The sequence below is a fragment of the Enterococcus sp. AZ170 genome (assembly GCF_050545135.1).
Classification (GTDB): domain Bacteria; phylum Bacillota; class Bacilli; order Lactobacillales; family Enterococcaceae; genus Enterococcus_L; species Enterococcus_L ureilyticus.
The window spans coordinates 2,928,675-2,945,760 of record NZ_CP172947.1 but is presented as its reverse complement, the minus strand read 5'-3'; the positions used below and the strand labels follow the sequence as shown (position 1 = coordinate 2,945,760).

Genomic DNA, 17,086 nt, shown 5'->3' with positions numbered 1-17,086 from the left:
CATTTTTTCATTTTGATAACTGCCATTAAAGAAAGGATCGAAAAAACAAGAGCAATGCTTACAACAACTGAATACCAAAAAGGCGATGAATAATATAATTGAGATGAGCTTGGAACAAAAGATTAGTTCTGTTATATATTTGAAGGAGGACTGGATAATTATAATCGATAGGTCTCTTATAACCTAGAAAAATAGAGCCATAAGTTATATAAAAAGGAGAGAGAGTAAATGAAAAAGCAAACGGTGTTGAATAGTATATTTAGAGTATTTCGTTTCATTGTGATCGTGATTATTGGTTATTTAGTTTATCAGTCGTTATTTGCAGAAATTTTAACTAAAAAAATCCATCTATTTTTCTATATTGCGTTATGGCTATTTAGCTCTTATCTAGTGATTCCTTATATTAATAAATTATTGACAGGTCGCTATCTGCCAGATTATTTCATTGGTCGTTCAAGAACCAGTGATGGTTTGCTTGGTGATCCTATCAATCTTGCCTTTATTGGTACAAAAAAAGAATTAGAGAAACTTTTTCTAGAAGCAGGATGGACAATTGCGGAGCCATTATCGGTAAAGTCTAGTCTGCATATGATCACTGCAAGTGTTTTTGGGAAGTCATACCCTAAAGCACCTGTCAGTTCGCTATTTCTGTTCAACAAGAAACAAGATATAGCTTTTGAACGAGAGATAAATAATAACCCTAGAAGAAGACATCATATTCGTTTTTGGCAAACTCCAGAAAATTGGTATTTACCAGGTGGAAGAGAGGCAGACTGGTTAGGAGCCGCTACTTATGATAAAAAAGTAGGATTCTCATTTTTTACTGGACAGGTCACACATAAAATCAATTCAGATATTGATAAAGAACGAGATTTTGTTTTAGATTCGTTTAAGCAATCGAGTCAAGCCGTCTCAGTTGAGGTTGTGGAGCATTTTACAACGAGTTATCATGGTCGTAACGGTGGTGGAGATGAAATATTTACGGATGGTGCCTTACCATTTATTAAAATAGACAAATAAGAAAGAGCGCAGAATGAGCAATCACGTTTTCTGCGCCTTTTCTTTAATTGTTTCGTTTGAGTAAGTAGATTTCGTAATTAGCTTTGGTAAAAGAGATGACACCAGATAATAAGACTAAGCTGATCAGCGTCCCTTCCCTGACAAAAATCGGCAGATCATAAATAAATGAAAGGGCTAAGGAGCTAGCTACTGAAAACAAATCAATACCATACCTGAACTTAGCGAAAGAATAGCCAGTCAATTCTGATAAAACAATACAGACACTTTCAATAGGAAAAGGTAACACCCCAAGGGAGATCACCATTCCAGTTGCAAAACCTGCAACGCATGTACCAAGAACAAAGACTGCTAACCGAAGCAAATAATTATTCAAACTCAGTGGAGCGAGTACTGTATATGTAAAGAAATTGATAATACTTCCCAAGCAAAGGACTGAAAGAAACATCAATAAATACTTCAAAAAATGTTTTTCCTTAGATAGCAACATATACAGAATCAAAAAACAAGTATTTAATAAGACGGTGATTGTCCCAACTTTAATTTCATTGATTGAAGCAATCGCTACATTGAGCGAATTGAAACTACTAACACCGATCTCGGCCTTTAAGGTTAAACTGATGCCAATACCGCTAAGTGTATAAAAGAACAATGAAGATATTATTTTTTTCACTATGAACCCTCCTAATATAAAAGCGAATCAAGCATCGTTAGCACTGACAAAAAAGAATGAGGATGGGACAGAAGTGTTAAACCCCGAGAAATAAGAGGGAATTCACGAAAATTGTTCTTCAAATTTTTGTGAATTTCAGCTTATTTCCGAAGGGGTTGCTTCTGCTCCCACCGTTTATCCTGATTCCACGTGAGCGGGATATGACTCGAAGAGTTATGTCCCACTCACAATTTAACGGATAATCAGTCATAATAATAGGAGATATCTCACATTTTAAGGAGAATGACATGAAAAAAATTTGCTTAGAGCAACTGAATGAAGTAATTGGAGAAAATAAAATTGATTTATCTACTTACTTTTCCGAAACAATACTCAAACAAGCCAAACTCTTTATTTATGATAGTAAAGAATACATTGTTCGTTTTGAAAAACAAGTAGAGCATCTCTTTTTTGTCATTGAAGGTCGAGCCAAAATTTACAAAATACATGAAAATGGTCGACGTTCGCTGATTCAATTTTTAGGTGGTGGAGATTTTATCGGAGAACTGTCTTTATTAGAAGTCGAAAAACAAGTCAAAGATGTGCAAGCAATCGACCGTTGTGTTTGTTTAGCGCTGCCCTATCAGAAGGTAAAACAAGATTTGCTAAATGATCCTCATTTTTTAAGAATTCTTGCACAGTATTTAGGTGAAAAAGTTCTGCTAAGAGTAGAGCATTTTTCAAATAATCAAAATTATGAATTAAAGCATCGTTTAGCGGCATATATGCTGCAGACAGAAGTTGGAGGAGTCTACACTGAAAAACAAACGGAAACTGCTGAATATTTAGGGGTTAGCTATCGACATCTGATGTATACATTGACTGAATTTCAAAAGAATGAAGTGGTTATAAAAGAGGGAAAAAGCTATCACTTGAATCAAGCCAAACTAAAGCAACTAGCTCAAGGATTGAGCGATTTTTAAAAGTATCAAGAAGGACCGAATCTAATAACACTGATCTGTAATAATCAGCCGAAAGTCCTAGAAAAACTAGTTCTTTTGAATGAGTAGGAAACTACCATAAAATGGTAAGCTTATAAGTGATATAAAAGTAATCGCTTTATTGGCAGATGGACACAGACAAGGATGTTAGGAGAGAGAAAATGAAAAAGGGTCAAAAGAATATTCTATATTTGATATTGGGACAAGTTATTTCGGTGTTTGGAGGTGCTATTTTACGATTTGCTTTATCACTTTTCGTGTTGGATCAGACCGGACGAGCAGATATTTTTGCAACGGTTTTGGCGATTTCGAGTATCCCTGTTTTAGTTGCACCAATCGGTGGTGCAATCGCTGATCGATTTGATCGACGGATGTTAATGGTTTTGATGGACATTGCGAATGCAGTATTGGCTGTGTTTCTATTTTTTGTTTTAGGGATGAATCAATCGATTTTCATGATAGGAGCGCTGTTGTTCCTCTTATCGATCGTCGGCAGTTTTGACACGCCAGTTGTTACCGCCAGTATTCCTTTATTGGTAGAAGAAAGCAAGTTAGAAAAAGTGAATGGGTTAGTGAATGGCGTTCTTTCCATGTCTAATGTTGTGGCACCGATTATTGGCGGTATTCTCTATAGTATTTTAGGTGCTCAGGTACTGGTTGCGTGCAGTGCACTTTTTTTCCTTTTGGCAGCTGTGATTGAATCCTTCCTTCAAATTCCGTTTGAAAAAAGAGCGTTAGAAAAGGGGTTGCTCACAACACTGACCTCAGATTTGATTGAAGGCTTTCAAGAGGTCCGCAAAAATTCAGTAATTTTAAAATCGATTCTGATTGCGGCGCTTGTCAACTTTGTGTTAGCATCATTTTTTATTGTAGGTACGCCTGTTATATTAAGAGTAATTCTACAGGCCAATGATTCGATGTATGGTTTTGGCATGTCTTTAGTCAGCCTTGCAACAATTTTAGGTGCTGTATTTGCTGGTTTTTTTACAAAGAAATTACGTCTGAACAACCTGTATCTTACGTTTACATTATCAGGATTGTTGTTGTTTGCTATGAATCTTGGGTTAACTTTCGCCGGGACACCTTCTGGGAATGTACTAGGGTTTGTCTTATTTGTGATCACAGGTATTCCAATTGGTATGTTGATGAGTGTTATCTCGATTTACTTGATTTCCATGGTCCAGCGAGTGACGCCTAAAGAAAATCTAGGAAAAGTGATGGCCACAATTGTGGCATGTGCGCAATGTGCAGTTCCATTAGGACAAATAATGATTGGCATGATCTTTAAGCAAACGACAAGCAATGTCTTTTTGCCGCTAACCTTCATAGCTTGTAGCGTCTTGTTGCTCTCTTTTTTATGTTATTATTTGTTCAGAAAAACTGTAGAAACCGATATTTATGGAAGAAAAGAAATGATTTAAATAAGAAATTGAACACCTTTGTAAGAAGAAAGTTGCTTTTTTTAAGTGCTTTTTTCTTCTTTCTTTAATTTAAAGAAAGTACAACGCTGCCTGTAACGAATACAAAAGCAACAATGGTGAGGGATAGAGTGAAGTGGTGGACTCTGGGGAATCGAACAGTGTAGGCCTTGGGAGTTAGATAAAAAATCTAGGCACAACAGTGATTGTTAGCCTAGATTTTTTTATTCAGGTGGTGTATCTAAATATTCGTGAATAAAATCAGCATATTTAGATACAATAAACTGACCTTTCTCCATTAAAACATAAATCCCGGGATCGACCATATTTACGATATAATCAGCGGTAAATTCCTTTTTCAATACTTGGATAGCGCGTTCTTTCGTATCATATTGGTTGAGACCATTTTCCTCTAAAACTTCATTTAGCTGAAATAAAGACCAATAATCAATAACAGATGCATCATTTAAAATATCTAGATAATCAGCAAATAATAGTTGATTCGTTGCTTCTACGGGATCAATTCCAAACTCCATTTCAAAGAACTCTGGAAAACACCCAGTAGTCGAGTCTTTTTCATTGACCCAATCAAGTAAAAGCACTTCACCAGGTAATAAACCATCTGCATTTCTGATCATATTTTCTTTCGGAACAATTTTGCCACTACCATCTGCAATTGTTTTTAACCATTCATCAACGTTACGGTCAGCTGACATCGCTGGAAATTCAGGATAATCTTCATAAATAGCGACGATTTTAGCGACTTCCTCATTTAAATCAACCACTTCTTTTGGCTCTTCCTTTTTAAAAAAATCAAATATACCCATAATTCCTCCTATAATAACAATCTTAATTTATTTACTGATACAAACTTGCATAGCGTCTTACAAAATAATCTAGAAAAAAAGTCAACGGATAATTTCCAATACGCACATAATTTGTCGTCGTTACATTGACAGCTAAGTCAAATTGGTTGGTCAAAGTATTTTGTGTATGCTGTGTCAAAAGAATCGACCGTGCGGGACTGTCGCTGATTTTTCTCATTAGCTCACTACTGCGATTAAGGACAGAACCATAAGATGAAATAACAATCACCATCGAATCTGTGCTAAGGTCTTCAATAAAAGCTTGCTGTGTTTCTTCTGTTTCTCCTACCAAGACTAATTTTTGGCTGAGTAGAAAAGAGGTTTGTAAATCTTTAGCTAAATCTAAAGTGGAACTGTAGCCGATAAGAACGATTTCTTCAGCATGATGGATATCAGCCAAGATATGATCCACTTGGGTTATATCGATCGTTTGTAAAACATCATTGATTGCTGTGCTGATTTCATTTCCATAAGAAGCGAGATAACTTTTGGGATCACTAGTCAAATCTGCTAATTCCTGTTCTTTCATCCGTAAACCACTATGCTTTCTCATTGTTCCTAAAGAAACTAACGATTCCCGTAAAGAGGCAAAGCTGGAAACACCGAAGTGACGACAAAAACGTGTTAGTGTTGCAGGTGAGACGAAACAAGATTCTGCAATTTCAGTAATCGTCATCATTCGAATTTTGTCAAGATGAGTAAAGAGATAAATGATGATTCGTGAATAGGTTGCATCTCGCTTATTCGTATTTAAATAATGGAGAAAATCAAATAGATCAAGCATCAAAAAACTCCTTCGTAGCGATTCATTTTCGCAAACATGAAAATGAATCGTAATAATGAAAATCGTATCAGAAACATAAAAATAGCTCGGGCTCTTCTCATGGTAAACTAAAGTTGTTAAATCAATTATACACTAAATCAATGATTGAGAGGATGGGAAATATGAGTGGATTTCCACAAAATTTTTTATGGGGCGGCGCAACAGCAGCTAATCAGTTTGAAGGGGCATTTTTAGAAGACGGTAAGGGCTGGTCAACAGCTGATACTGCACGTTTTATCAAAGAAAACGGAATAAGTATGGCAGAATTACTTAAACCAACGACCAAAGCAGATGTTGAGTTTGCGATGAATGACAAAGAAGGAGTCTATCCGAAACGTCACGGCATCGATTTTTATCATAGATATAAAGAGGATATTGCCTTATTTGCTGAGATGGGCTTTAAAACGTTCCGTTTATCGATTTCTTGGCCGCGCATTTTTCCAAACGGAGATGAGTTAGAGCCAAATGAAGCTGGTTTAGCTTTCTATGATGCGGTTTTTGATGAGTGCTTGAAATATGATATAGAACCACTCGTAACGATTTCTCATTATGAGTTTCCTTTAGGATTAGCATTTAAGCAAAATGGATGGGAAAGTCGTAAGACGATTGAAGCGTTTGAACGTTATGCACGTGTTCTTTTTAATCGCTACAAGAACAAAGTGAAATACTGGTTGACCTTTAATGAAATCAATATTATTGGAATGACAGGCTATTTAAGTGGTGGAATCTTAGCTGATGGAGAAAAAAATATGCTGCAGGCGCAATACCAAGCAGCCCATCATCAATTTGTAGCAAGTGCTCTAGCAGTTAAAGCGTGTCATGACATTATTCCAAATGCGAAAATTGGTTGTATGTTAGCAAGAATGGAAGCTTATCCGGAAACCTGTCATCCGTTAGATGTAATGGAAAGTGTGAATAGTGATCACAATAACTTATTCTATTCAGATGTTCAAATTCGTGGATATTATCCAAGTTATATGAATAAATTCTTCCGTGACCATAATATTACGATCAAAAAAGAAGCAAGTGATGATCAAATTCTGAAAGAAGGAACAGTCGATTATATGTCTTTCAGCTACTACATGAGTAGCATTGCGTCCCATAAAAAAGAGGGCAATATTACAGAAGGCAACTTACTGGGGTCTAAGAAAAATCCCTACTTAGAAGCAAGTGAATGGGGTTGGCAAATTGATCCAGTTGGCTTACGTGTAACCTTGCATAAGCTATATGATCGTTATCAAATTCCATTATTTATCGTAGAAAACGGGTTAGGTGCTAAAGATGTTGTCGAAGCAGACGGCAGTATTCATGATAGCTATCGTATTGATTATTTAAGAAGTCATATTGAACAAATGGAACAAGCCATCAATGAAGGTGTGGACTTAATGGGCTACACGCCATGGGGCTGTATCGATTTAGTCAGTGCAAGTACGAGTGAAATGTCCAAACGTTACGGCTTCATTTATGTGGATTTAGACGATGAGGGAAAAGGCACCTTGGATCGCTCTAGAAAAGATTCTTTCTATTGGTACAAAAAAGTAATTGAAACAAATGGCGGCAATCTGGATTAAGAGAAGAATACCGAAATATATTCAATGTAAGCGTTGCTTATTTTAGCTGAATGGATTATACTAAACACAAGAGAAAAAACTGATAATGACGATGTAGTCATTTATAGAGTATGTTACTGAATAATGCAGGCAGAACTCAGATTACCTAGGAATGTCCTTTCCTGGGTAGTTTGAGTTTTTTTTCTGGAAAGGAGTATATCAAGTGAAAGTAAGTCAAATTTTAAACAACAACGTAGCAATCGTAAGCCGTGGAGACAACGAGGTCATCGTCTATGCCAAGGGTTTGGCGTTTAGAAAAAAAGTCGGTCAAGTCATCCATGAAGATGAAATTGAAAAAACGTATGTGTTAGATTCTAATGATATGTTGGAGCACTTTAGTTATTTGTTGTCTCATTCTGATGCGAATCATATCACTTTAGTCAATCAAATCATTGCTTACGGGGAAGAAAAGTTGGGTGAAAAATCAAATGACTATCTCAGTTTGACATTACTGGATCATATCGAATTTGCATTGAAACGTGCAGCCAAAGGACAATTTATTCGCAGCCCATTAACTTGGGAAGTAAAGAAATTTTATCCGCAGCATTTTGACATTGGCATGTATGCATTGAACTTGATCAATGACCAATTCCAAGTAACATTTCCAGAGGATGAAGCTGTTTCGATTGCGTTACACTTTGTCAATCTGCAGGAGGATAAGAATAATCTAGACGAAACGATCCGCTCAATGGAGAGTTTAAGAGATATCTTATCGATCATTCAGTATCATTTTCAGATTAAATTAGATGAAGGCTCTTTGAATTATATGAGGCTGATGACCCATCTGCAATACTTTATTCAACGAATCATGACTCAAAATAGTGATGAGGAAAGTGATTCAATCTTAAATGAACAAATCAAGCTCTTGTATCCTAGTTCGTTTGAATGTGTGCAGAAAATCAGAGTCTATGTTCAGCAAAAGTACAGCTGTAATCTAACGATCGATGAAGAAACCTATCTTATGCTCCATATCCATCGAGTGACGCATCGGAGTCAAAAAGAGAGGACATAAGAAAATGAAATATCAAACATTTAATGAAGACATCATCCGCCTAGTAGGTGGGAAAGAGAATATCCAAGCGGTCGTTCATTGTATGACCCGTTTACGTTTTACCTTAAATGATCGCTCAAAGGCTGACACAGAAGGATTAAAGGCGCTAGATGGCGTAATCGATGTTGTCTCTAATAACGTAGCTTACCAAGTGATCATTGGGACACATGTTAGTGAAGTTCACGCAGAATTGATCAGTATGTTGGGAATAGCACCCAGCTCAGATGAGGAAACAGAAGTAAAAGAGAAAAAAAATCCGTTAAAAGCAGCAATGGACTTACTTTCTGAAACAATGACACCTGTGATCGAGCCGATTATTGCTTCTGGATTACTAGCTGGTTTTTTATCATTATTTTCAATCACAGGGCTGATTTCTGCAGATAGCCCAACGTATCAATTATTAGATTCGATTCGTTCAGCAGTCTTTTTCTTTTTACCAATTTTAATTGCTATGTCTTGTGCAAAGCGCTTAAAAGCGAGTCCTTATTTGGCAGTAGCGTTAGCAGCAACGCTTGTTTCAAGTTCAATCAATGATGTAGCAGGTTTGAGCATCTTTGGGATTCAATTACCGCAAATGGTTTATGCGAACTCATTTATTCCAATTATTTTAGCTGTTTGGTTTATGGGACAATTAACAGTATTATTAAAAAAATATGTTCCGAAGTTTTTACAATACTTTTTAAACCCATTATTGATCATGGTGATTTGTTTGCCAGTAACATTATTAGTATTTGGACCGATCGGGATTTGGATTGGCGACGGTATTGGTTGGTTCTTTGAAGTCTTACACAATACATTTGGTAGCTGGATCGTTGTGATGCTTTATGCAGCATTCCAACCGTTCTTGATCATGTTAGGTGCTGGAAACTTCATGATGCCTTTAGCACTGAATTTTGTAAACAAAATGGGGTACGACCCGATTTTCTTAGCAGCAGCGACAATTTCTGATTTAGCTGTATCAGGTGCCATGTTAGGTTACTTCTTAAGAGCAAAAGATTCTAAACAGAAACAATTATTTGGGACAGTGAGTTTTAGTGCGTTGATGGGTGTCACAGAACCAGCGATTTATGGTGCCTTTATTAAATATAGAAGACCGTTTATTGCCGTTATGATCGGTGGTGGAATGGGTGGTTTGTTTGCAGGTCTAATGAACGTAAAAACCTATTCTATTGTTTGGGGCTTGATGGGGCTACCATCGTATGCGGATAATCAAGATTTCTCTAACCTGATTTTTATGATCATCAGTGTAGTGGTTGGTTTTGTAGCAGCGGGTGTTGCTGCTTACATTTTAGGGATTCCTCAAGAAGAAAAAGAAGTCCAGTCAAAAGAACCACTAAAAGAAACTGAACAAGTCTCAAATACGACCTTAAAGAAAGTTCCCCTGGCTTCAGTTGTAGAAGGAAAATTGGTTCCATTAGCTGAAATCAACGATCAAGCATTCTCAACGGGTGCATTAGGTAAAGGATTAGGAATTATTCCAAGTGATAGTCAAATCGTTGCACCTGTTGCAGGTGAAGTATCAGCTGTTTTTCCAACGAAGCATGCAATCGGCATCAAAACAGAACAAGGCGTAGAAGTACTGATCCACATCGGTATCGATACAGTAGAACTTGATGGCAAACACTTTGATACGATCGTGGAACAAGGCGATTATGTAAAACAAGGTCAATTACTATCAACAGTTGATTTTGAAGGAATCAAAAATGATGGGTATGACCCAACTGTTATCGTGGTTATTACAAATACAATGGATTACTTAGACGTGATACCAGCAACACAAGAAAATTTATTCGCCGATGATGAGTGTTTGACCGTTATTTTATAATATCTAGCTTTGCGGGCTATCTATCAATTTCTAAGAGCTGAGCGAGCCCGCGTTGCTTTTAATTTAAGGAGAATACACAATGAAAAAAAATGAATTTTTATGGGGCGGCAGTATTGCTGCTCATCAATGTGAAGGTGCTTGGGATCAAGACGGTAAAGGTGTGGCGATCATGGATCTGGTCACGCAAGGAAGTCATGAAACTCCTCGTGAAATTTGTCAGACAATTGAGGCAGATAAATATTATCCATCACATGATGGGATCAATTTTTATCATAGCTATAAAGAAGACATCGCTTTATTTGCTGAGATGGGTTTTAAAGCACTACGCATTTCCATCGATTGGTCAAGAATTTATCCTAAAGGCGATGAAGCAAAAGCTAATCCATTAGGGGTTCAGTTTTATCAAAAAGTAGTCGATGAATTATTGAAAAATGGCATTGAACCGATCGTGACATTGTATCATTTTGAAATGCCCGTTCATTTAGTCAGAGAATATGACTCATGGACGAACAGAAAAGTCATTGACTTTTATTTAAACTATTGTCAAACAATGTTTGAAGCGCTAAAAGGCAAAGTCCGTTATTGGGTAACGTTTAACGAAATGAACCATATTGATCCTCAAACAGAAGCATCAGATATTTTTACCTATATTATTGCTGGATTGAAATACACTGAGATGGAAAACAAAAAGCAAACGTTAGCAACAATCAGCTACAATATGACATTAGCTAGTGTAGAGGCTGTCGCGTTAGCTCGAAGAATCGATCCAACGAATCAAGTTGGCTGCGTTTTTGGTTTGACACCAGCCTATCCGTTAAATTGTGATCCGCAAAATGTTATGAATTCGTTGAAAGAAACAGATCGTGAATTTTATCAGATCGATGCTATGTGTATGGGGAAATTTCCAGCGTACAAATTGAAAGAATACAAGGCTCAAGGCATTGAGCTAGAAATTTCTAAAGCCGACCAAGATGCTTTTGCAAAAGGCAAGTTGGATTTTATAGGACTAAATTATTATTCTTCAAGTGTGGCCCATTATGAAGGGGACGACGATAATGAAGAAACTTTATTCGGCGGTGTTCAAAATCCGTATCTTAAACAGAGTAAGTGGGGTTGGGCAATCGATCCGACTGGATTAAGATATCTTTTAAATTATGTATATAGACGCTACGGGTTACCGATCATCATTACGGAAAATGGCTTAGGCGCAGTGGATCAGGTGGAAGCTGATGGTTCGATTCAAGATGATTACCGCATCGATTATCTTCAAAAACATTTAGAACAAATGGAAAAAGCAATCGTTGAAGATTATGTAGATTGTTTTGGCTATTTAATGTGGGGACCAATTGATTTAGTCAGTGCAACAACTGGTGAAATGAAAAAACGCTATGGGTTTATCTATGTAGATAAAAATGATGATCAGACAGGAACTTTAGAACGCAAGAAGAAAAAATCATTTAAATGGTATCAAGAAATGATTAAGCAAAACCCAAATTTTTCAACAAAATAAATACAAAAAAAGCGTGTGTCAAAAAATTTATTTGGCACATGCTTTTTTTATTCCTGTAAGTGAGTACTACTATTTACTTATCTCGACCAATTTCTTCGTTTAAAAATAATGCAGAAAGAACTGAGAGGCCACCTATTACACAATAACTTTTCTTTTTTGAAAGGAGACCATAGCAGAAAGCCGTTGTCCCTAATAAAAAATTGACAGCAGATGCCTTGGCTAGTCGGTCGTCATTTGGTGTGGGTAAAGAAACATTGACATCTAAAGCGTCGTTGACTTTGTTTAAAGTAGTGTTGATTTCTGATAACATGCTTATTCCTCCTTTATAGTGCTATTCAATCACATTATCAATGGTAGAGTTTAAAATAAACTCAAAAATAGTCTCGAAATCATCGGTTACCCTGTTGCGGATAATAATAATACTTAGCAAAGTATTGATGATTTCAAAGGCTTTTTTTTCGCTTACCTTAAGTTTTAGATTGGCAATGTGTAATGCCTCTTCAAAAAACTTCCAGTTGTCCGTTTCAAGTTCAGCGATGAGATCTGGTGGTAATTTGCCAATAAAAGCTAAAAAATCAGGATTAGAGAAATCATAAAGAAAAGGCGAGTTTTTGTATTCTCTAAATAAGAATTTCATTGCTTCGACAAAACCTTCTTTAGATGGATCCGCATATAAAATGTTGCGCCAATTTGTTTTTAAGCGATTTTGAACTCGATTTAATGTATCAACAAATAAATCTTCTTTTGTGCCATATAATAAGTAAAATGCGCCAGTAGAAATGGCTGCTTTAGAGGTCAATTCAGCGATATTCGTTTTCTTATAACCATTGATCCCCCAGCTTTTTTCACATTCCATACAGAGAGTACTTCTTAGTTCTGCCCGCTTTTCTTCTGAAAATCCCTTAGTACCTGTCTTCATTAGTAGCCTACTTTCTGACTGTTGAATAAATTTCTATTAATATTCATAATTGTAGATTAAATAAAAAATTTGTCAAGTTTTTATCATGCGAATCCATCAAAAAATAGAACATTCATTTATTAATTTCAGCAAAAATGTTATAAAGACTTGACAGAACTTTAGACAAGCATTATCATGTGAATATAAAGTTATGAATATTCATAAATAAATATTCAAGAGAAATGAGTGAACTGGTTATTGGATAATGTGTTGGAGATCAAACAACTGACGAAAACATTTGGTGAACAACTTGTTTTAGATGATGTCTCGCTGTCCTTAAAAAAAGGGATGATTTACGGTTTGTTGGGTGCGAATGGTGCTGGAAAAACAACAATCATAAAAGCTATTTTTGACCTTGTAAAACCGAATAGTGGGGAGATTTATCTCTTTAACGAGAAGATGCCGCAAGCTGTGGATCAATTTAAGAAACTTGGCAGTATCATTGAAACACCTGTTTTTTATGAAAATATGACGGTAGAAGAAAATCTTCTGCTTCATTGTGACTACATGGGAGAACAGTTTAAGGTCAATGTAGATAAGGTATTACAAGATGTTGGCTTAAGTGAGGCGAAAGGGAAAATGATCGATCAGCTCTCACTAGGAATGAAACAACGTTTAGGATTAGGTCGAGCACTTTTAAATGAACCACAGCTATTGATTTTAGATGAACCGATCAATGGATTAGACCCAGAAGGAATTATTGATTTTAGAAATTTGATTTTACGTATCAATCAGACCTATGGAACCACTGTTTTGATTTCTAGCCATATCTTGATTGAAGTATTCAAAATAGCTGATACGATCGGGATTGTCGCGAAAGGTAAGCTGATTAAAGAAGTGGGTAAAAAAGAGTTGGAAGAGATGGATATGGACATTGAAGAATACTATCTATCCTTAGTTAAAGGAGGAGGGAATGAATGAGCAAACTATTAAAAATCGAATTAAAAAAAATTAATTTGAAAAGCCAAATTATTTCGTTGCTCGCGATGAACTGCATCGTTTTACTTCTTTCGATTTTTACGTCGACATTACTAGCAAATCCAAGTGAAGGTACGCCAACAGGTGTAGCTATGCAACTGACGACTTCTGAGTTAGCCCTACTGATTACACGAGCTGTTCTAATTGTATGGCAATCGATTTTGATTGTTCAAATCATTATTGAGGAGTACAAAACAAAAACAATCACCGTGTTATTTACTTATCCATATAGTAAAAAACAAATGATTCTAGCCAAATTCTTGCTTGTTTTCTTATTGACAGCCGCATTTGCCGTATTTTCTACAGTATTTCAAGAAATCAGTATTTATTTATTAAGTCGACAGCTTACATTTGTCACGTTTATGCCTGAAAGCTTATGGTCTGTAGTAATCGTGCTTATTTCTAACATTTGTTTAGGATTTTTACCTTTATTTATTGGGATGAGGAATAGTTCGGTTATTGCAACAATCGTTTCATCATTAGTGATTGTCGTGATTGGTTCTAATTCGCAAGCTTCACCTTCAGGATTACTAGGAATTCCTGTTGTTTCGTTATTTCTGGGAGTGGTTAGCCTGATTTTGCTAGTCATAACTTATCGCTCAATGTTAGTAAAAGAAATTTAAGATTCTCAAGTTTCGTAGTCGATTTTTTTATCAAAACAGACTAAGTACACTATATTTTATATTAAGGGAGAGTATTAATCATGCCAACTAAACTTTTAGACAATTCATTTATCAAAATTCCTGATCAGTCCGTTCTAATATATGTATGGATCGGAACCATTATTTTAGGAATTATATTACTTATTATCGGATTGGTATTAGGCAAAAGAAATAAGAGTAAAAATAAAAATCTTTCTAAAGTCTTGATTTGGGGTGGGATCGTTATTGTTCTGGCTCAAGGTGCACAGCTACTAACAAGTTTACTATAGGGAAAGGGATGATAAGAATGGATCAAATGACTCGTTTTTTTGAAAATATCGGTGAAAGTTTAGGAATCAAAGTGAAATTACCAAGAGTGACGAATAAATATTCGCTCATTAGTTTGCTTGTTATGATCGTTAGCCTTGTGTGTTTAAAATTCTCATTCGTTTTTTTAATACCAGGCATTTTAGCTGGAGCAAACTTTTTGTTAGTCAATATGAAACGCTAAGAGCATGATGTACCAGTTTTTTGGGAAAAATACCGTAGCCAATTCTTTCTATTTCCCTGTTAAAACTGGTCTAGCTCTTTTAGCTTTTAAATTTAGGAGGCAAAAAATGGAGATTGAAAGTCGTACGATTTGGAGTAGGAATTTTGCTTATATCATTATGGGGCAAACCCTATCTGTTTTAGCAAATTCTGTAATGAAATTTGCGTTATCCCTATATATTTTAGATCTAACAAAGTCTGCTGCATTGTTTGGTACGCTTTTAGCAGTATCGATCATTCCAACAATTATTTTTTCCCCAATTGGTGGTGTTTTAGCAGATAATTTCAATAAAAAAAATATGATGGTTATTATGGATGGTTTGTATGCCTGTATTGCGGTACTAGTTTACTTTTCAGTCGTTTCAAAAGCGAGTATTGCGGTCGTTGCTATTTGTTTGCTCTTGATGTCAGTTGTGTCAGCATTTGAAACGCCGATTGTCCAATCAAGTATGCCATTGTTATTTAAAGAAAATAATTTGTTGAAGGCAAACTCAGTTGTGAATCAAATTCAGTTGTTTGCAAATTTTGTTGGGCCGATTCTTGCTGGTTTTCTATATAGCTTAGTGAGAATTGAATGGATATTTATTATGTGTTTTATTTTATTCTTTGGTGCTGCGGCTATCGAATGTTTTATCAAAATCCCTATTTTGACAGTTAAATTTGAGAATGGTGCCATTGCAACGGTTATTAAAGATTTGAAAGAAAGCTGGTTGTTTATTAGGAAAGAAGAACCAGCAATTATAAAAATTATCGTAGTTTTAGGTGCTATCAGCTTCTTTATATCTGGGTTGTTATTTGTTGGTATCCCTTATATTATTCGAATCGTTTTGGATCTGGATAGTCAATATTTGGGTATCAATCAAGGCTTGATTTCTTTAGCTGGAATTGCTGGAGCTATCATGGTAGGTGTACTTTCAAAAAAATTAAATATGAAAAATAGTTATTTGATTGTTGGGTTATCGAGCCTGTTAGTTCTTCTCATGGGGGTTATTTTTATGATCGATATGCCTGCTACAGTAACGTTTGCACTATTTACATTTATGATCATGTTATTACAAGCTTTGTTTACCTTATTTTCAATTTTTGTTGTTTCTAATATACAGGCGAATACACCTGTTCAGTTAGTTGGAAAAGTAATGTCTTATGTAACGACATTAAGTTTATGTGCGCAGCCGCTTTCACAGGCTGTATATGGTTTTTTATTTGATATTTTTTCAAACTCGGTCTATATCCTATTTCTATTTACAGGGTTAGTCATGTTGTTAGTTAGCTATTTTTCAAAGAACTCGTTTAAAAATTTTAATCAATGAAAAGAGCGGTTAACACTGCAAACTAGGTGACGTTTTGTGCTTAGCTTATCACTTATAAAATGATAAGCTAAGCATTTTTTTGCATTTAAAAAGGTATAGTTTCAATCAACTCAGTTAGAGTCAAACGTTTTTCATTATTTTCTGAAAGAATTGGGGAACAAAGCCCAAATTTATAGTGCTTTTCAATAGACTGTGAAGAAAATTGAGCATTATTTTTTAAATGTGTTGAAAGAGAAATCGTTTTTCCGCTTAATGAAAATGAATAACTGTCCAAAGGAATCGATAGACCGCAACCCATTTTTTTACTAAAAGCTTCTTTCAGGGTCCAGATAGAATAAAAGGCATCTAAACGTTTTTGCTCGCTTCCTTTAGAAAAAATATAGTCTTGTTCTGAAATAGAAAAAAATGTAGCAATCTCTTTAATATTAATTTGGACCATCTTCTCAATATCTATCCCTACAGGAGCACTGCTGATTGAGCAAGCAACATAACTAGCAGAATGAGTCAAATTAAAAAAGATAGTTGGGTGAGAAATTAAGAAGGGCTTTCCCAATTTAGACGTTGAAAAAGTCAATTCAGAAAGAGTTAATCCACAATAATTGGATAGCATAGAGCGTAACAAGATGCCCGCTGTAAGTGAGCGTAGTCGGTCATCGGGGAAGCAGAATTTCGCTATTTTGTATTGCTTTTCCAATTCAAGTAAGTGGTACCATTTAGAGTAAGTATCTGTTTTTAGTGAACAATCTAGCTTCATTAAATGTGTAATTAGCATATGGACTCCTATACAAAGACTAGTGGATCGATTATTTGAAGTATCGTAAGTATATTTTACATTTTGGGAAATGTCAAATTTACATATCATTGGTATATAAGTTGT

General features: G+C 35.6%; 18 protein-coding genes and 1 pseudogene. 13 read left to right on the top strand and 6 right to left on the bottom strand.

What is annotated here, in order from left to right:
• The first annotated feature begins 228 nt into the window (after positions 1 to 228).
• Positions 229 to 1,020, top strand: coding sequence for an LssY C-terminal domain-containing protein (locus IGJ55_RS14195; protein ID WP_069639357.1), 792 nt, complete (start codon positions 229 to 231; stop codon positions 1,018 to 1,020).
• Positions 1,021 to 1,063: 43 nt separating this feature from the next.
• Here the strand turns inward: IGJ55_RS14195 and IGJ55_RS14190 are convergent, their stop codons facing one another.
• A complete protein-coding gene (locus tag IGJ55_RS14190) occupies positions 1,064 to 1,690 on the bottom strand; it encodes a YczE/YyaS/YitT family protein (RefSeq protein ID WP_430606685.1) in 627 nt (208 codons plus the stop codon).
• 56 nt (positions 1,691 to 1,746) lie between these two features.
• Here IGJ55_RS14190 and IGJ55_RS14185 point away from each other — a divergent pair.
• The 3 genes and pseudogenes from IGJ55_RS14185 to IGJ55_RS14175 all read left to right on the top strand — a co-directional run.
• Positions 1,747 to 1,875, top strand: a pseudogene (locus IGJ55_RS14185) (DUF3788 family protein); the annotation flags it as partial.
• Between the two features lie 102 nt (positions 1,876 to 1,977).
• On the top strand, positions 1,978 to 2,652 hold the full coding sequence (yeiL, locus tag IGJ55_RS14180; protein ID WP_430606684.1) for a transcriptional regulator YeiL: 675 nt from the start codon (positions 1,978 to 1,980) through the stop codon (positions 2,650 to 2,652).
• Positions 2,653 to 2,831: 179 nt separating this feature from the next.
• Positions 2,832 to 4,091, top strand: coding sequence for an MFS transporter (locus tag IGJ55_RS14175; RefSeq protein WP_430606683.1), 1,260 nt, complete (start codon positions 2,832 to 2,834; stop codon positions 4,089 to 4,091).
• 221 nt (positions 4,092 to 4,312) lie between these two features.
• Here IGJ55_RS14175 and IGJ55_RS14170 read toward each other — a convergent pair whose 3' ends face one another.
• The gene (locus tag IGJ55_RS14170) at positions 4,313 to 4,915 is read right to left on the bottom strand and encodes a hypothetical protein (protein WP_069639359.1); all 603 of its coding nucleotides are present in this window, start codon (positions 4,913 to 4,915) and stop codon (positions 4,313 to 4,315) included.
• A gap of 31 nt (positions 4,916 to 4,946) precedes the next feature.
• Positions 4,947 to 5,738 carry a MurR/RpiR family transcriptional regulator gene (locus tag IGJ55_RS14165; protein WP_429948666.1) on the bottom strand — a complete coding sequence of 264 codons (792 nt, stop codon included), beginning with the start codon at positions 5,736 to 5,738 and terminating at the stop codon, positions 4,947 to 4,949.
• 161 nt (positions 5,739 to 5,899) lie between these two features.
• On the opposite strand from IGJ55_RS14165, the gene IGJ55_RS14160 reads away from it, so the two are divergent.
• The 4 genes from IGJ55_RS14160 to IGJ55_RS14145 all read left to right on the top strand — a co-directional run bounded on the left by IGJ55_RS14160 (position 5,900) and on the right by IGJ55_RS14145 (position 11,773).
• Positions 5,900 to 7,348 (top strand): glycoside hydrolase family 1 protein, encoded by a 1,449-nt coding sequence (locus IGJ55_RS14160; protein WP_430606682.1) that lies wholly within the window; start codon positions 5,900 to 5,902, stop codon positions 7,346 to 7,348.
• A 202-nt stretch (positions 7,349 to 7,550) separates the two neighbouring features.
• Entirely contained in the window at positions 7,551 to 8,399 is an 849-nt protein-coding gene (locus IGJ55_RS14155; RefSeq protein WP_430606681.1) for a PRD domain-containing protein, read from the top strand.
• Between the two features lie 4 nt (positions 8,400 to 8,403).
• Positions 8,404 to 10,263: a beta-glucoside-specific PTS transporter subunit IIABC gene (locus IGJ55_RS14150; RefSeq protein ID WP_069639363.1), complete on the top strand. Its 1,860-nt coding sequence runs from the start codon at positions 8,404 to 8,406 to the stop codon at positions 10,261 to 10,263.
• A gap of 79 nt (positions 10,264 to 10,342) precedes the next feature.
• Positions 10,343 to 11,773 carry a family 1 glycosylhydrolase gene (locus IGJ55_RS14145; RefSeq protein ID WP_430606680.1) on the top strand — a complete coding sequence of 477 codons (1,431 nt, stop codon included), beginning with the start codon at positions 10,343 to 10,345 and terminating at the stop codon, positions 11,771 to 11,773.
• Positions 11,774 to 11,846: 73 nt separating this feature from the next.
• On the opposite strand, the gene IGJ55_RS14140 is transcribed toward IGJ55_RS14145, so the two are convergent.
• Together IGJ55_RS14140 and IGJ55_RS14135 are read right to left on the bottom strand one after the other, a co-directional pair.
• The gene (locus tag IGJ55_RS14140; protein WP_069639365.1) at positions 11,847 to 12,083 is read right to left on the bottom strand and encodes a hypothetical protein; all 237 of its coding nucleotides are present in this window, start codon (positions 12,081 to 12,083) and stop codon (positions 11,847 to 11,849) included.
• Between the two features lie 21 nt (positions 12,084 to 12,104).
• On the bottom strand, positions 12,105 to 12,692 hold the full coding sequence (locus IGJ55_RS14135; RefSeq protein WP_430606679.1) for a TetR/AcrR family transcriptional regulator: 588 nt from the start codon (positions 12,690 to 12,692) through the stop codon (positions 12,105 to 12,107).
• 225 nt (positions 12,693 to 12,917) lie between these two features.
• Here IGJ55_RS14135 and IGJ55_RS14130 point away from each other — a divergent pair, with 225 nt between their 5' ends.
• The 5 genes from IGJ55_RS14130 (at position 12,918) to IGJ55_RS14110 (ending at position 16,209) form a co-directional block, all read left to right on the top strand.
• Entirely contained in the window at positions 12,918 to 13,652 is a 735-nt protein-coding gene (locus tag IGJ55_RS14130) for an ABC transporter ATP-binding protein (protein WP_083244309.1), read from the top strand.
• Positions 13,649 to 14,332, top strand: coding sequence for an ABC transporter permease (locus IGJ55_RS14125; RefSeq protein WP_069639367.1), 684 nt, complete (start codon positions 13,649 to 13,651; stop codon positions 14,330 to 14,332). Before IGJ55_RS14130 ends, IGJ55_RS14125 begins: the two co-directional genes overlap by 4 nt.
• A gap of 80 nt (positions 14,333 to 14,412) precedes the next feature.
• Entirely contained in the window at positions 14,413 to 14,640 is a 228-nt protein-coding gene (locus tag IGJ55_RS14120) for a hypothetical protein (RefSeq protein ID WP_069639368.1), read from the top strand.
• Positions 14,641 to 14,657: 17 nt separating this feature from the next.
• Positions 14,658 to 14,861 carry a hypothetical protein gene (locus IGJ55_RS14115; protein WP_069639369.1) on the top strand — a complete coding sequence of 68 codons (204 nt, stop codon included), beginning with the start codon at positions 14,658 to 14,660 and terminating at the stop codon, positions 14,859 to 14,861.
• A gap of 106 nt (positions 14,862 to 14,967) precedes the next feature.
• Entirely contained in the window at positions 14,968 to 16,209 is a 1,242-nt protein-coding gene (locus IGJ55_RS14110; protein WP_207120884.1) for an MFS transporter, read from the top strand.
• A gap of 85 nt (positions 16,210 to 16,294) precedes the next feature.
• On the opposite strand, the gene IGJ55_RS14105 is transcribed toward IGJ55_RS14110, so the two are convergent.
• Complete coding sequence (locus IGJ55_RS14105) at positions 16,295 to 16,981, bottom strand: 4'-phosphopantetheinyl transferase family protein (protein ID WP_069639371.1); 687 nt, start codon at positions 16,979 to 16,981, stop codon at positions 16,295 to 16,297.
• Between the last annotated feature and the right edge of the window lie 105 nt (positions 16,982 to 17,086).

What these genes read in the sequence shown, in the direction of transcription:
- IGJ55_RS14125 (WP_069639367.1), top strand. Translation starts at nt 13,649, where the DNA reads ATGAGCAAACTATTAAAAATCGAATTAAAAAAAATTAATTTGAAAAGC.
- IGJ55_RS14140 (WP_069639365.1), bottom strand. Translation starts at nt 12,083, where the DNA reads ATGTTATCAGAAATCAACACTACTTTAAACAAAGTCAACGACGCTTTA.
- IGJ55_RS14160 (WP_430606682.1), top strand. Translation starts at nt 5,900, where the DNA reads ATGAGTGGATTTCCACAAAATTTTTTATGGGGCGGCGCAACAGCAGCT.
- IGJ55_RS14175 (WP_430606683.1), top strand. Translation starts at nt 2,832, where the DNA reads ATGAAAAAGGGTCAAAAGAATATTCTATATTTGATATTGGGACAAGTT.
- IGJ55_RS14145 (WP_430606680.1), top strand. Translation starts at nt 10,343, where the DNA reads ATGAAAAAAAATGAATTTTTATGGGGCGGCAGTATTGCTGCTCATCAA.
- yeiL (WP_430606684.1), top strand. Translation starts at nt 1,978, where the DNA reads ATGAAAAAAATTTGCTTAGAGCAACTGAATGAAGTAATTGGAGAAAAT.
- IGJ55_RS14115 (WP_069639369.1), top strand. Translation starts at nt 14,658, where the DNA reads ATGGATCAAATGACTCGTTTTTTTGAAAATATCGGTGAAAGTTTAGGA.
- IGJ55_RS14170 (WP_069639359.1), bottom strand. Translation starts at nt 4,915, where the DNA reads ATGGGTATATTTGATTTTTTTAAAAAGGAAGAGCCAAAAGAAGTGGTT.
- IGJ55_RS14195 (WP_069639357.1), top strand. Translation starts at nt 229, where the DNA reads ATGAAAAAGCAAACGGTGTTGAATAGTATATTTAGAGTATTTCGTTTC.
- IGJ55_RS14165 (WP_429948666.1), bottom strand. Translation starts at nt 5,738, where the DNA reads ATGCTTGATCTATTTGATTTTCTCCATTATTTAAATACGAATAAGCGA.
- IGJ55_RS14110 (WP_207120884.1), top strand. Translation starts at nt 14,968, where the DNA reads ATGGAGATTGAAAGTCGTACGATTTGGAGTAGGAATTTTGCTTATATC.
- IGJ55_RS14120 (WP_069639368.1), top strand. Translation starts at nt 14,413, where the DNA reads ATGCCAACTAAACTTTTAGACAATTCATTTATCAAAATTCCTGATCAG.
- IGJ55_RS14150 (WP_069639363.1), top strand. Translation starts at nt 8,404, where the DNA reads ATGAAATATCAAACATTTAATGAAGACATCATCCGCCTAGTAGGTGGG.
- IGJ55_RS14105 (WP_069639371.1), bottom strand. Translation starts at nt 16,981, where the DNA reads ATGCTAATTACACATTTAATGAAGCTAGATTGTTCACTAAAAACAGAT.
- IGJ55_RS14135 (WP_430606679.1), bottom strand. Translation starts at nt 12,692, where the DNA reads ATGAAGACAGGTACTAAGGGATTTTCAGAAGAAAAGCGGGCAGAACTA.